The 14,242-nt window shown below is 38.9% G+C and carries 9 protein-coding genes; 5 read left to right on the top strand and 4 right to left on the bottom strand.

Features of this window, described 5'->3' with window-relative positions; all coding sequences use genetic code 11:
- Positions 1 to 49: 49 nt before the first annotated feature.
- Positions 50 to 790, bottom strand: a complete 741-nt coding sequence (locus ACXYSK_RS05215) for an amino acid ABC transporter ATP-binding protein (protein WP_235083828.1) — start codon at positions 788 to 790, stop codon at positions 50 to 52.
- Positions 790 to 2,355, bottom strand: a complete 1,566-nt coding sequence (locus ACXYSK_RS05210) for an ABC transporter substrate-binding protein/permease (RefSeq protein WP_458625296.1) — start codon at positions 2,353 to 2,355, stop codon at positions 790 to 792. The genes ACXYSK_RS05215 and ACXYSK_RS05210 overlap by 1 nt, the downstream gene beginning before the upstream one ends.
- Positions 2,356 to 2,485: 130 nt before the next feature.
- On the opposite strand from ACXYSK_RS05210, the gene ACXYSK_RS05205 reads away from it, so the two are divergent.
- Together ACXYSK_RS05205 and ACXYSK_RS05200 are read left to right on the top strand one after the other, a co-directional pair.
- A complete protein-coding gene (locus ACXYSK_RS05205) occupies positions 2,486 to 4,381 on the top strand; it encodes a DUF2207 family protein (protein WP_458625295.1) in 1,896 nt (631 codons plus the stop codon).
- Positions 4,382 to 4,442: 61 nt separating this feature from the next.
- Positions 4,443 to 5,288: an undecaprenyl-diphosphate phosphatase gene (locus ACXYSK_RS05200; protein WP_458625294.1), complete on the top strand. Its 846-nt coding sequence runs from the start codon at positions 4,443 to 4,445 to the stop codon at positions 5,286 to 5,288.
- Positions 5,289 to 5,322: 34 nt separating this feature from the next.
- On the opposite strand, the gene dinB is transcribed toward ACXYSK_RS05200, so the two are convergent.
- Entirely contained in the window at positions 5,323 to 6,384 is a 1,062-nt protein-coding gene (dinB, locus tag ACXYSK_RS05195; protein ID WP_458625293.1) for a DNA polymerase IV, read from the bottom strand.
- Positions 6,385 to 6,623: 239 nt separating this feature from the next.
- Here dinB and pflB point away from each other — a divergent pair, with 239 nt between their 5' ends.
- Both pflB and ACXYSK_RS05185 read left to right on the top strand, forming a co-directional pair.
- Positions 6,624 to 8,939, top strand: coding sequence for a formate C-acetyltransferase (pflB, locus tag ACXYSK_RS05190; RefSeq protein ID WP_006150108.1), 2,316 nt, complete (start codon positions 6,624 to 6,626; stop codon positions 8,937 to 8,939).
- 401 nt (positions 8,940 to 9,340) lie between these two features.
- Complete coding sequence (locus ACXYSK_RS05185) at positions 9,341 to 11,443, top strand: AAA family ATPase (protein ID WP_458625292.1); 2,103 nt, start codon at positions 9,341 to 9,343, stop codon at positions 11,441 to 11,443.
- A gap of 56 nt (positions 11,444 to 11,499) precedes the next feature.
- Here ACXYSK_RS05185 and ACXYSK_RS05180 read toward each other — a convergent pair whose 3' ends face one another.
- Positions 11,500 to 11,982, bottom strand: a complete 483-nt coding sequence (locus ACXYSK_RS05180; RefSeq protein WP_004251981.1) for an S-ribosylhomocysteine lyase — start codon at positions 11,980 to 11,982, stop codon at positions 11,500 to 11,502.
- Positions 11,983 to 12,187: 205 nt separating this feature from the next.
- On the opposite strand from ACXYSK_RS05180, the gene ACXYSK_RS05175 reads away from it, so the two are divergent.
- Positions 12,188 to 14,170 carry a peptide ABC transporter substrate-binding protein gene (locus tag ACXYSK_RS05175; RefSeq protein WP_458625291.1) on the top strand — a complete coding sequence of 661 codons (1,983 nt, stop codon included), beginning with the start codon at positions 12,188 to 12,190 and terminating at the stop codon, positions 14,168 to 14,170.
- Positions 14,171 to 14,242 lie beyond the last annotated feature (72 nt).

The following is a 14,242-nucleotide window of genomic DNA, read 5'->3' as shown; positions in this document are numbered from 1 at the left end:
TTTTCATTTTAGGAAATATAAAAAGACTGCAGGTTGCAGTCTTTTTTGATTATCCAAGATAGCGTTGTAAAAATTCTTTGGTGCGTTCTTCTTTAGGATTGGTAAATAGCTCTTCAGGTTTGCCTTCTTCTGCAATAACCCCCTTATCCATAAAGATAACACGGTTTGATACATCGCGAGCAAATTCCATTTCGTGGGTTACAACGATCATAGTCAAGCCTTCTTGAGCTAGTTCTTGCATGATTTTGAGAACTTCACCGACCATTTCAGGGTCGAGGGCTGATGTAGGCTCGTCAAAGAGAATGGCATCAGGATTCATAGAAAGAGCACGAGCAATAGCCACACGTTGCTTTTGACCACCAGAAAGTTGCTTTGGTTTGGCTTGCCAGAAACGTTCTCCCATACCAACCTTTTCAAGGTTTTCTTTTGCAATTTTCTCTGCCTCTGAGTGGTCACGTTTGAGAACAGTTGTCTGTGCCACAATCGTATTTTCGAGAACATTGAGATTTTCAAAAAGATTAAAGGACTGGAAAACCATACCTAGTTTTTCACGGTAGTGAGTAAGGTTATATCCTTTTTCAAGGACGTTTTCACCGTGATAAAGGATTTCACCTTCAGTTGGAGTTTCGAGAAGGTTGATAGAACGTAGGAAGGTTGATTTACCACTACCGGAACTTCCGATGATAGAAATCACTTCTCCTTTATGAATAGTGAGGGAGATGTCTTTTAGGACCTCGTTTTGTCCATAGGATTTTTTGAGGTGTTTGATTTCAAGAATGGGTTGATTCATTATTTCAAATCCTCCGTTTGCATTTGGTTAGCACCTGTTGTGTAGGTATCCATATCCATACGTTTTTCAATGTAACGGAGAATACGCGTTACTGTAAAGGTAAGGACAAAGTAAATAACTGCGATGATGGTAAAGGTTTGGAAGTATTGGTAGGTTTGTGTTGCTACTGTATTTCCTGAGAAGTAAAGTTCTACAACAGAGATAACATTCAATACAGAAGTATCCTTGATGTTGATGACGAACTCATTACCAGTTGCTGGTAGAATATTTCGAACAACTTGAGGCAAAACAATCTTACGCATGGTTTGATTATGAGTCATACCAAGTGCAGTTGCCGCTTCGAATTGTCCCTTATCAACAGCCAGAATACCACCACGGACGATTTCTGTCATGTAGGCACCCGTATTGATAGAAACGATAAAGATAGCAGCCAGTGTTCGGTCTAGGTTGATACCAAAGGCTTGTGCAGTACCATAGTAGATAACCATGGCTTGTACAATCATAGGAGTACCACGGAAAATTTCAATATAGACGTTGAGAATCCAGCCAATTAGATTTTGGATTACGTAGATAAATTGATTTTCAGATTGAGGTGCAGTACGGAAGACACCGATAGCAAGACCAATGATGAGACCGACGATAGTACCGATAATGGAAATGAGAAGAGTAATACCTGCACCACGCAAGAGTTGTTGCCAGTTCTCAGATAGAATTTTAGCAACTTGGCCAAAGAAATTACTGTTGCTTTCTTCAGTTGTTGTAGATTCGGCAGGTTGCTCTTTGATCATACGATCCATTAGCGCAACTTGTTCTTCTTTAGAAATGGTTTCAATGCTAGCGTTGATTTGACTGATACGTTCGTCGTCTTTACGTAAACCGATAGCGATAGATGTATCTTCCTCCCCAGTTTTAAAGCCAGGTTCAGGTTGAATCATTTTAAACTTAGCGTTTGCTGACTCGGCAGTTAAGGCTTCTGGACGTTCAGAGACATAGGCATCGATGACCCCAGCTTCAAGAGCTTGTCGCATTTGCGCAAAATCACCCATAGCAGTTTCTTTCTTAGCACCTGAGATTTGTGAAATCAAGTCATAAAGGTAAACACCTTGTTGAGAAGTGATTTTTGCTCCGCTAAAATCCTCTAGTGATTTAGCATTAGCATAGGCAGAATCCTTCTTGACCAAAAGTACTGGTTCGCTAGTGTAGTAGCTGCTTGAGAAGGCAATTTCTTGTTTTCGTTCAGCAGTTGGGCTCATACCTGCAATAATCATATCGATTTTACCAGAGGTAAGGGCTGGAACGAGTCCTTCCCATTTAGTTTTTACAACCAAAGGTTCTTTGCCGAGGTCCTTAGCAATCTTTTTAGCTATTTGGACATCATACCCGTTGGCATATTGATTGGTTCCATCGATTTTGACAGCACCGTTACTGTCATCATCCTGAGTCCAGTTAAAAGGTGCGTAAGCCGCCTCCATTCCGATGCGTAAATATTCATCGGCTTGGACCTGGCTAACTAGTCCTAGAGTAAGGGCTAGGCTAGCAAGGATAGATAAGCATAATTTTTTCATGTTTTCTCCTATTTCTAGTCTAAAAATAGCTCCCTCTATTGTATCTAAAAATGGTGAGATTTTCAATACAAGTAAACCTTTACTTGTAAAAAATGATATAATAGTGAAAAAACTTGGAAGGCAGTGTAAGATGAAAAAGAAATGGCTATTGGCTTTGATATTTACCTGTTTCCTTTTTGTACCGCGCTTGGTTTTTGCTGTAGACTTTGATATTTTATCCTATAAGGGAGATTTGAATATTCATGCAGATAATACAGCAGTTTTCAAAGAAACAATTACCTACCATTTTAAAGATGATTTTAATGGTCAATTGATTGGTCTCGGTAAAGCAGGGAAAATGCCAAAAGGATTTGATATAGATGATGACCCAACTGTCCTTGTATCTAAAAATGGGCAAATCATTCAGGATGTTCTCTCATATACTAAGGAAGAAGAGGATGGCTACAAGGTCTTCGTTCTTAATCCAGGAAATGCAGGAGATACTGTTCGGGTAACCGTTACCTGGCAACTGTCAAATATTCTCTTTTTGTATAACGATATCGCGGAGCTAAATTGGCAACCACTGACAGATAGTTCAGGAGATATCAAAGATTTAGAATTTCGAGTAACTTCAGATAGTCCTGCAGAGAAACTCTTTTTCCATACTGGCAAACTCCTAAACGAGGGAAGTGTCGAAAAAATCAATGATATCTACTGGGTTAAGATGAAGGATCTTCCTAAAAAACGTCAGATTGAACTTCATGCATATTGGCCGAGAGAAGCTTTCTCAAGTGCTCCGAGTCAAGAGTTGAATGAAGATGATTTAAGTAACTTCAAAAGAGTTGAAGTAGAAATAAAAGCCAATAAAGTGCAGGCGAATGTCATGATAAAATGGATTTTCCCAACTTTCTTTATGGCTTTATTGCTACTTACTATCATGTATTATCGAACATTTCGTAAACAGATAAGTCTCCAAAAAGTATATCCAAAGAATCATCGACTCTACGAACCCCCAATGGACTTACCTCCAATGGTTTTGGCAGAAGCCGTTTATTCAACCTCCTTAGAGGAAGTTAGTCCCCTAAATAAGCATAAGTTTGGTAAGTTCACCTTTGAACAACTAATCCAGGCAACCTTGTTGGACTTAGTTGATCGCGGGCATTTATCCATTTTTCAGGGTGAAGAGGAACCGTGGATAAAAATTATTAGTGAAAAAGGCTTGTCTAATTTTGAAAAAGAATGCTTGCGCATGACTCTTTCAACTAAGAAAGAAATTGCTTTATCTGACCTTTTCCTTGAATATAAAGTTTCTTCAACTTTGTTCCATGGTGCTAAGGAAGCTGATGAGAAACATATTCGCGAATTCGGGTTGCACCTCAAACGTTCCTTCGAGAGACGACTTCAACGTATGCAAAGTTGTGTTCGAGACAAGGTGAAAATTTTACGACTTCCGAGCTACTATCGTCCTTTGACGGATACAGAAAATAATCTTGTGAAGAAAATGAAATTCTGTTCGGCTGTAACAGGACTTATCGGCCTTCTCATTTTCTACTATAGTCTAAGAACCTGTGGTTATTTCTCAATTCCTTTACTTTCCCTCGGTTTACTGGGGTTACTTGCTAGTGCCTTAGTTCATTTTGCGACACGAGGGCCATCTCGTGATGGTGTCTTAAATGAAGAAGGAGCAGAAGCATTTTATCTCTGGACAAGTTTTGAAAATATGCTTCGGGATATTGCCCATTTAGAGAAGGCTGAACTAGAGAGTATTGTTGTTTGGAATCGCCTTTTGGTCTATGCAACTCTATATGGATGTGCCAAGAAAGTGAACAAAATCATGAAGCTCCATAACATACAGCTTATAAATGCAGATATGAATCTTTATGTATATTGTGGATGGGATACCAACTTTCATGCATCAACCTCTCATATAAACCATTATGCAGCAATCGCCAATACAGCAAGTACTTTTTCTGTATCATCCGGAAGTGGTAGCTCTGGTGGAGGTTTCTCGGGCGGTGGTGGCGGAGGAAGTATTGGTGCTTTCTAAAGAAAACTAAACACAGCCTTTAAAAGTATGATATAATGGAGGATAGAAAAAGGAGTTATCTATGTATTTTTTTGAAATTTTAAAGTCTATCTTTTTTGGTATTGTTGAAGGAATCACGGAATGGTTGCCGATTTCGAGTACTGGTCACTTGATTTTGGCAGAAGAGTTTATCCAGTATAAAGATCAAAATGAAGCCTTTATGTCTATGTTTAACGTCGTCATTCAACTGGGTGCTATCCTAGCCGTTATGGTTATCTACTTTAACAAACTTAATCCTTTCAAACCAGGCAAGGATAAAGTCGAAGTTCGTAGAACTTGGCAATTATGGTCTAAAGTATTTGTTGCGACACTCCCTCTTCTTCTAGTCTTTAAGTTTGATGATTGGTTTGATACTCACTTCCATAATATGGTATCAGTAGCCATTATGTTGATTGTTTATGGGGTTGCTTTCATTTATCTTGAAAAACGCAACAAAGCACAAGCAATCGAGCCAACAGTAACTGAGCTAGATAAGTTGCCTTATAAAACAGCCCTCTATATCGGACTTTTCCAAGTCTTGGCCCTTTTACCAGGAACTAGCCGTTCAGGTGCCACTATCGTCGGTGGTTTGTTAAATGGAACCAGTCGTTCGGTGGTAACTGAGTTTACCTTCTATCTAGGGATTCCTGTTATGTTTGGAGCTAGTGCCTTGAAGATTTTTAAATTCATCAAGGCAGGAGAAGTTTTGAGTTTTGGTCAATTTTTCTTGCTCTTAGTAGCCATGGTAGTCGCTTTTGCAGTCAGCATGGTTGCCATTCGTTTCTTGACCAGCTATGTTAAAAAACACGACTTCACAGTTTTCGGTAAATACCGTATTGTCCTTGGTAGTGTCTTGTTACTTTATAGCTTTGTTCGATTATTTGTATAAGAAAAAACCTTGAGGGAAGATTCCTTCAAGGTTTTTAAAATCCAGTCACTGTGACTCCCAATAAACGGACGCCTTTATCCTTATCACTGAGTGTTTCGTAGAGTTGAATAATGCATTGAGCGATTTGGTCTGAATCTTGTGTTTGCTGATCTAGGGTTTTTCGCTTAGTCAAAGTAGAAAAGTCAGCGTAGCGAATTTTTAAGATGACAATCTTACCACTTTTTTCATATTTTTGAAGACTAAGAGCGACTTTTTGCGAAAGCAGAGTTAGCTCTTTTTTGATATCTCCTTCCAGACTAAGAATCTTACTATAGGTTTTTTCTTTACCAATAGACTTACGAACACGGTCAGATTTAACGGGAGAATTATCAATCCCACGAGCCTTTCGATAAAGGTCAAATCCAAGTCGTCCAAAACGATCGATAAGCGTAATTTCAGAGATTTCTATGAGATCAGCTCCTGTGAATACATCCATTTGATGCAATTTATCAACAGTTTTCTTGCCAACGCCGTGGAATTTAGCAATATCCATTTGTTTGAGGAAGTTTTCGGCTTCTTCAGGGAGAATAACCGTCAAACCACGAGGTTTTTGATAGTCACTAGCCATTTTAGCTAAAAACTTATTATAAGATACACCGGCAGAAGCGGTCAGATGGAGTTCTTGCCAAATATCCTGCTGAATTAAGCGAGCAATCTTAACTGCAGATTTGATACCGAGTTTGTTTTCAGTTACGTCTAGATAGGCTTCATCGATACTCATAGGCTCAATTTTATCTGTATATCGTTTGAAAATAGCTCGTATCTGTTGACCGACAGCAGTATATTTTTCGTAGTTTCCAGAAATGAAAACGGCTTGCGGACAACGCTCATAGGCCTCTTTGGAACTCATAGCTGAGTGGATGCCAAAGGCTCTCGCTTCATAACTACAAGTCGAAACAACTCCGCGACCTCCTGTTTTTCTTGGGTCGCTACCAATAACAACGGGTTTCCCTTTAAGCTTAGGATTGTCTCTAATTTCTACCGCAGCAAAAAAAGCATCCATGTCAATATGGATGATTTTACGAGATAAATCATTCATCAGTGGAAATATCAGCATGTGATGACCTTTCTTTGGTAGAATTACTAGCTATATTATAACCTTTTTCAGAAAAAATAGAAAATAGGTAAATCTTTTTTCAAAACTATAATACAGTTATTGCGAAAACAACAACTGTATTATAAAAGAAAGTGGGGAAAATTACTTATTTTAGTTGTTGAAATCGTTTACTGTGTGGTATACTGAATACATGAATGTAACAGATGACTGTTACTAGAAAGATAAAAGAGGACATTAACATGGTTGTTAAGACAGTTGTTGAAGCACAGGACATTTTTGACAAAGCCTGGGAAGGCTTTAAAGGTGTTGACTGGAAAGAAAAAGCAAGTGTATCACGCTTTGTACAAGCTAACTACACACCTTATGATGGAGATGAAAGCTTCCTTGCAGGACCAACAGAGCGTTCACTTCACATCAAAAAAATCGTAGAAGAAACTAAAGCACACTACGAAGAAACTCGTTTCCCAATGGATACTCGTCCAACTTCTATTGCTGATATTCCAGCTGGATTTATCGACAAAGAAAACGAATTGATCTTCGGTATCCAAAACGATGAACTCTTCAAATTGAATTTCATGCCAAAAGGTGGTATCCGTATGGCTGAAACTACTTTGAGAGAAAACGGTTATGAGCCAGATCCAGCTGTTCACGAAATTTTCACTAAATACGTTACAACAGTAAACGATGGTATCTTCCGTGCATATACTTCTAACATTCTTCGTGCTCGTCACGCCCACACTGTAACTGGTCTTCCAGACTCATACTCACGTGGACGTATCATTGGTGTGTACGCACGTCTTGCTCTTTATGGAGCTGACTTCTTGATGCAAGAAAAATTGAATGATTGGAATGCTATCAAAGAAATCGATGAAGAGACAATCCGTCTTCGTGAAGAAATCAACCTTCAATACAAAGCATTACAAGAAGTTGTTCGTTTAGGTGACCTTTACGGAGTTGATGTTCGTAAACCAGCGATGAACGTTAAAGAAGCTATCCAATGGGTAAACATTGCCTTCATGGCTGTCTGCCGCGTTATCAACGGTGCAGCTACATCTCTAGGTCGTGTGCCAATCGTCTTGGATATCTTTGCTGAACGTGACCTTGCTCGTGGTACATTTACTGAATCAGAAATCCAAGAGTTTGTTGACGATTTCGTTATGAAACTTCGTACAGTTAAATTCGGTCGTACAAAAGCTTATGACCAATTGTACTCAGGTGACCCAACCTTCATCACAACTTCTATGGCTGGTATGGGTAACGACGGTCGTCACCGTGTTACTAAGATGGACTACCGTTTCTTGAACACTCTTGACAACATCGGTAACTCTCCAGAACCAAACTTGACAGTTCTTTGGACTGACAAATTGCCTTACAACTTCCGTCGCTACTGTATGCACATGAGCCACAAGCACTCTTCTATCCAATACGAAGGTGTTACAACAATGGCTAAAGATGGATACGGTGAAATGAGCTGTATCTCATGTTGTGTGTCTCCACTTGACCCAGAAAACGAAGAACAACGTCACAACATCCAGTACTTCGGTGCTCGCGTTAACGTTCTTAAAGCTCTTCTTACTGGTTTGAACGGTGGTTATGACGATGTTCATAAAGACTACAAAGTATTTGATATCGAACCAATCCGTGACGAAGTTCTTGAATTCGAATCAGTTAAAGCTAACTTCGAAAAATCTCTTGACTGGTTGACTGACACTTATGTAGATGCATTGAACATTATCCACTACATGACTGACAAGTACAACTACGAAGCTGTTCAAATGGCCTTCTTGCCAACTAAACAACGTGCTAACATGGGATTCGGTATCTGTGGATTCGCCAACACTGTTGATACATTGTCAGCTATCAAGTATGCTACAGTTAAACCAATCCGTGACGAAAATGGCTACATCTACGATTATGAAACAATCGGTGAATACCCACGTTGGGGTGAAGATGACCCACGTTCAAACGAATTGGCAGAATGGTTGATCGAAGCTTACACAACTCGTCTACGTAGCCACAAACTTTACAAAGACGCAGAAGCTACAGTATCACTTTTGACAATCACATCTAACGTTGCTTACTCTAAACAAACTGGTAACTCACCAGTCCACAAAGGTGTATACCTCAACGAAGATGGTTCTGTGAACTTGTCTAAACTTGAATTCTTCTCACCAGGTGCTAACCCATCTAACAAAGCTAAAGGTGGATGGTTGCAAAACTTGAACTCACTTGCTAGTCTTGACTTTGGTTATGCAGCTGATGGTATCTCATTGACAACTCAAGTTTCACCTCGCGCTCTTGGTAAAACTCGTGACGAACAAGTTGATAACTTGGTAACAATCCTTGATGGTTACTTCGAAAACGGTGGACAACACGTTAACTTGAACGTTATGGACTTGAACGATGTTTACGAAAAGATCATGTCAGGTGAAGACGTAATCGTTCGTATCTCTGGATACTGTGTAAACACTAAATACCTCACTCCAGAACAAAAAACTGAATTGACACAACGTGTCTTCCACGAAGTTCTTTCAATGGATGATGCATTGAGCTAAGATTCATAAATAGTAAATAAAAACCAGTCATTTTGACTGGTTTTTTGGTATAAAAAAATTTTTAAAAAAAATTAGTCAATTTTGGTCAAATCTCTTGACTAATACTGACCAAAGTGATATACTAAGAACATAAGGATGAGAAAATCCTTAGAAAACCATGATTTTAAGGTGATTTTGTAATTTATCTTAAGATTAAAGTATGGGTAAAACCTAGAAAGAGGTGCAACCTATGTTTACCATTAGTATTTTAGAAAATCCAATTACAAAATCTGTATTGGATAAAGAGAAACCTGAAATTATACGTAGAGTAGCAAATTGCTAGTCTAAAATTTTTAAAACAAAGGTCAGAGAAAGTCAAATTAATTTGACTAACTAATTTTGAATTTAACGAGGTATGAAATATGAATAACAACTTTAATAACTTTAACAACATGGATGATTTGTTTAACCAATTGATGGGTGGTATGCGTGGATACAGTTCTGAAAATCGTCGTTATTTGATTAACGGTCGTGAAGTAACACCTGAAGAATTCGCGATTTACCGTCAAACAGGTCAACTTCCTAGCGAAGGAAGTGATCAAGCTCAGTACGTTCAAGGGAAAGGTATGAAACAAGACGGTATTCTTGCTAAACTTGGACGTAATTTAACTGCTGAAGCTCGTGAAGGGAAGCTAGATCCGGTTATTGGACGTAACAAGGAAATTCAAGAAACTTCTGAAATTCTTTCTCGTCGTACAAAAAACAATCCAGTTCTTGTCGGTGATGCTGGTGTTGGTAAAACTGCTGTAGTAGAAGGCCTTGCACAAGCTATTGTGAATGGTGATGTTCCAGCAGCAATCAAGAACAAAGAAATCATTTCAATTGATATTTCTGGACTTGAAGCTGGTACTCAATACCGTGGTAGCTTTGAAGAAAATATTCAAAACTTGGTAAACGAAGTCAAGGAAGCTGGGAATATTATCCTCTTCTTCGACGAAATTCACCAAATCCTTGGCGCAGGTAGCACAGGGGATGGTCAAGGATCTAAAGGACTTGCTGATATCTTGAAACCAGCTCTTTCACGTGGGGAATTGACAGTGATTGGTGCAACAACTCAAGATGAATATCGTAATACAATCTTGAAAAACGCTGCTCTTGCTCGTCGTTTCAACGAAGTAAAAGTTAATGCACCATCTGCTGAAGATACTTTCAAAATTCTCCAAGGGATCCGTGATCTTTATCAACAACACCACAATGTTATCTTGCCAGATGAAGTATTGAAAGCGGCTGTTGATTACTCTGTTCAATATATTCCACAACGTAGCTTGCCAGATAAGGCTATCGACTTGGTCGATGTGACAGCTGCTCACTTGGCAGCACAACACCCAGTGACAGATGTACATGCTGTGGAACATGAAATTGAAGAAGAAAAAGCTAAACAAGAAGCTGCAGCTGCTAAAGAAGATTATGAAGCAGCTTTAAATGCAAAAGTTCGTATCGAAGAACTTGAAAAGCAAATTGCTAACCATACAGAAGATCACAAGGTTACAGCGACTGTAAATGACGTAGCTGAGTCTGTAGAACGTATGACAGGTATTCCTGTTTCACAAATGGGTGCAACTGATATTGAACGTTTGAAAGATATGGGCCACCGTTTGCAAACTAAGGTTATCGGTCAAGACAAGGCTGTTGAAGCCGTTGCCAAAGCGATTCGTCGGAACCGTGCAGGTTTTGATGAAGGAAATCGCCCAATCGGTAGCTTCCTCTTTGTAGGACCTACTGGTGTTGGTAAAACAGAATTGGCTAAACAATTGGCACTTGATATGTTCGGTACTAAAGATGCCATCATTCGTTTGGACATGTCAGAATACAGCGATCGTACAGCCGTTTCTAAATTGATTGGTACAACAGCTGGTTATGTTGGTTATGATGACAACAACAATACTTTGACAGAACGTGTTCGCCGTAACCCATACTCAATCGTCCTTCTCGACGAAATTGAAAAGGCTGACCCTCAAGTTATCACTCTTCTTCTTCAAGTATTGGATGATGGTCGTTTGACAGATGGTCAAGGTAACACTGTAAACTTCAAGAATACGGTGATTATAGCAACTTCAAATGCAGGCTTTGGCTATGAAGCCAACTTGACAGAAGATGCGGATAAACCAGAATTGATGGATCGTTTGAAACCTTACTTCCGTCCAGAATTCCTCAATCGTTTCAATGCTGTTATTGAATTCTCACATTTGAGTAAGGAAGATCTTTCTAAGATTGTTGATTTGATGTTGATTGATGTCAATAAGACTCTTTCTAAGAAAGAAATCGACTTGGCAGTGAGCGATGCAGCCAAAGAATACATGACTGAAGAAGGTTATGATGAAGTGATGGGTGTTCGTCCACTCCGTCGAGTAGTTGAACAACAAATCCGTGACAAAGTAACAGACTTCCATTTGGATAATCTTGATGCTAAAAACCTTGAAGCTGACATGGAAGATGGTGTCTTGGTCATTCGTGAAAAAGCCTAAATCAAAAATTTGAAAATAAAAAGGAAACAGTTGAAAAGCTGGTTCCTTTTTTATTGTTAAATAACGTGACGTTCAAAGGCATCGTCTGAGATTCCTTGTTGGAGAATCAATTTTGCCCATTCCTTAGCAGAAAAGAGGCTGTGATCCTTGTAGTTTCCGCAAGATTCAATAGTTGTTCCTGGGACATCTTCCCAAGTTGTTGTTTCAGCGATTTCCTTCAGTGAATCCTTGATGACAGCTGCGATTTCAGCGCTAGAATGACGTCCCCACATAATCATATGGAACCCTGTACGACAACCAAATGGTGAACAATCGATCATACCGTCGATGCGAGTACGGATTAGCTTAGCCAAGAGGTGCTCAATAGTATGAAGTCCAGCAGTAGGGATAGAGTCCTCATTTGGTTGAACCAAGCGGATATCAAAGTTAGAAATGATATCTCCTTTCGGTCCAGTCTCTTCTCCGATCAAGCGGACATAAGGAGCTTTTACAATCGTATGATCTAGTTCAAAACTTTCAACAATAACTTCTTTTGACATGGTATTTCCTTTCAACTTTCTTCTTTCATTATATCATAAAGCTATAGTTGATAAATGTCAATGATAGAAATTTTCCTAAAAAGATTTTCATATTAAAACTATAGGAAGAAAAAATTTTCAAATCAATTTGAAAAATTCTGAAAATTGTATTGACACTTGGCGAAAAAGGGACTATAATGTATAAAAAGTCAAAAAGGAGTTTATTATGAAATTTTCAAAAGTAATGGCCCTAGCAGGAGTGACTCTGTTAGCGTCAGGTGTTTTGGCAGCTTGTTCAGGTTCAGGCTCTAGTGCAAAAGGTGAGAAAACTTTTTCTTACGTTTATGAAACAGATCCAGACAGCCTCAACTATTTGACAACAGGTAAGGCTGCGGTTGCTAATATCACAAGTAATGTGGTTGACGGTTTGATGGAGAATGACCGTTACGGAAACTTTGTGCCATCTATGGCAGAAGACTGGTCTGTATCTCAAGACGGTTTGACTTACACTTATACAATCCGTAAAGATGCTAAGTGGTACACTTCTGAAGGTGAAGAGTATGCGCCTGTGAAAGCTCAAGACTTTGTAACAGGTCTTAAATATGCAGCTGATAATAAGTCAGAGGCCCTTTATCTTGTTCAAGAATCCATTAAAGGTCTTGACGCTTATGTCAAAGGTGAAGTAAAAGACTTCTCAGAAGTTGGAATCAAGGCAATTGATGATCAAACTGTTCAATACACTTTGAATAAACCAGAAAGCTTCTGGAACTCTAAGACAACCATGGGTATTCTTGCACCAGTCAATGAAGAATTCCTTACTTCTAAAGGAAGTGACTTTGCCAAAGCAACTGATCCAAGCAGTATTCTTTACAACGGTCCTTTCTTGTTGAAATCATTGGTAGCAAAATCTTCAGTAGAATTTGAAAAGAATCCAAACTACTGGGATAAGGACAATGTTCATATTGATAAAGTAAAACTATCATTCTGGGATGGTCAAGATACAGGCAAACTTGCAGACACCTTTAAGGATGGCGGCTTCTCAATGGCTCGTCTCTTCCCGACAAGTGCAGGATATCCTGAACTTGAAAAAGAGTTTAAGGATAACATCGTTTATACACCACAAGATTCTGCTACTTTCTTAGTTGGGACAAATATTGACCGTCAGTCTTACAAGTACACTTCTAAGACTACAGATGAGCAAAAGACATCAACTAAGAAAGCTCTCCTAAACAAAGACTTCCGTCAAGCTATCGCCTTTGGTTTTGATAGAACAGCCTATGCTTCTCAAGTAAACGGAGAAAGCGGAGCAAGCAAACTTCTTCGTAATTTGTTCGTACCACCAACATTTGTTCAAGCTGATGGTAAAAACTTTGGTGAGTTAGTTAAGGAAAAATTGGTAACCTATGGTGATGAGTGGAAAGATGTTAATCTAGATGATACTCAAGATGGCCTTTACAATCCTGAAAAAGCGAAAGCAGAATTTGCTAAAGCTAAGACAGCTCTCCAAGCAGAGGGCGTTCAATTCCCAATTCATTTGGATATGCCAGTTGACCAAACTAATACTACAAAAGTTCAACGTGTTCAGTCATTGAAACAATCACTTGAAGCAACATTAGGAACTGACAATGTCGTTGTTGATATTCAACAACTTCAAAAAGATGAAGTCTTAAATGTTACCTACTTTGCTGAAACAGCTGCTGGAGAAGATTGGGATCTCTCAGATAACGTTGGATGGTCTCCAGACTACATTGACCCATCTACTTACCTTGATATCATCAAACCATCTGTTGGTGAAAACACGAAGACTTATCTAGGATTTGATGCTGGTACAAACAACGCTGCTGCCAAACAAGTTGGTTTGGAAGATTATGAAAAGATGGTTGTTGAAGCCGGAAACGAAAACACTGATGTTTCAAAACGTTATGATAAATATGCTGCTGCCCAAGCGTGGTTGACAGATAGCGCTTTGATTATTCCAACAACTTCTCAAACTGGACGTCCAATGTTGTCTAAGATGGTACCATATACTCTTCCATTTGCATACTCAGGTAACAAGGGTATGAGTGAAGCCCTCTTGTACAAGTACCTTGAACTTCAAGATAAACCAGTAACTGCTGATGAATATCAAAAAGCTCAAGATAAATGGAAGAAAGAAAAAGAAGAATCTAATAAAAAAGCGCAAGAAGATCTTGCAAACCATGTAAAATAAAAGAAGATGGAGTTAGTGATTAACTCCATCTTTTGGTAAATAAAAACCTAGGAAGATGTTTCCTAGGTTTTT

It is taken from the genome of Streptococcus sp. V919 (assembly GCF_054353475.1).
The sequence above is the reverse complement of the archived record's forward strand: the minus strand, read 5'-3'. Positions and strand labels throughout refer to the sequence as shown.

What these genes read in the sequence shown, in the direction of transcription:
- ACXYSK_RS05215 (WP_235083828.1), bottom strand. Translation starts at nt 790, where the DNA reads ATGAATCAACCCATTCTTGAAATCAAACACCTCAAAAAATCCTATGGA.
- ACXYSK_RS05210 (WP_458625296.1), bottom strand. Translation starts at nt 2,355, where the DNA reads ATGAAAAAATTATGCTTATCTATCCTTGCTAGCCTAGCCCTTACTCTA.
- ACXYSK_RS05205 (WP_458625295.1), top strand. Translation starts at nt 2,486, where the DNA reads ATGAAAAAGAAATGGCTATTGGCTTTGATATTTACCTGTTTCCTTTTT.
- ACXYSK_RS05200 (WP_458625294.1), top strand. Translation starts at nt 4,443, where the DNA reads ATGTATTTTTTTGAAATTTTAAAGTCTATCTTTTTTGGTATTGTTGAA.
- dinB (WP_458625293.1), bottom strand. Translation starts at nt 6,384, where the DNA reads ATGCTGATATTTCCACTGATGAATGATTTATCTCGTAAAATCATCCAT.
- pflB (WP_006150108.1), top strand. Translation starts at nt 6,624, where the DNA reads ATGGTTGTTAAGACAGTTGTTGAAGCACAGGACATTTTTGACAAAGCC.
- ACXYSK_RS05185 (WP_458625292.1), top strand. Translation starts at nt 9,341, where the DNA reads ATGAATAACAACTTTAATAACTTTAACAACATGGATGATTTGTTTAAC.
- ACXYSK_RS05180 (WP_004251981.1), bottom strand. Translation starts at nt 11,982, where the DNA reads ATGTCAAAAGAAGTTATTGTTGAAAGTTTTGAACTAGATCATACGATT.
- ACXYSK_RS05175 (WP_458625291.1), top strand. Translation starts at nt 12,188, where the DNA reads ATGAAATTTTCAAAAGTAATGGCCCTAGCAGGAGTGACTCTGTTAGCG.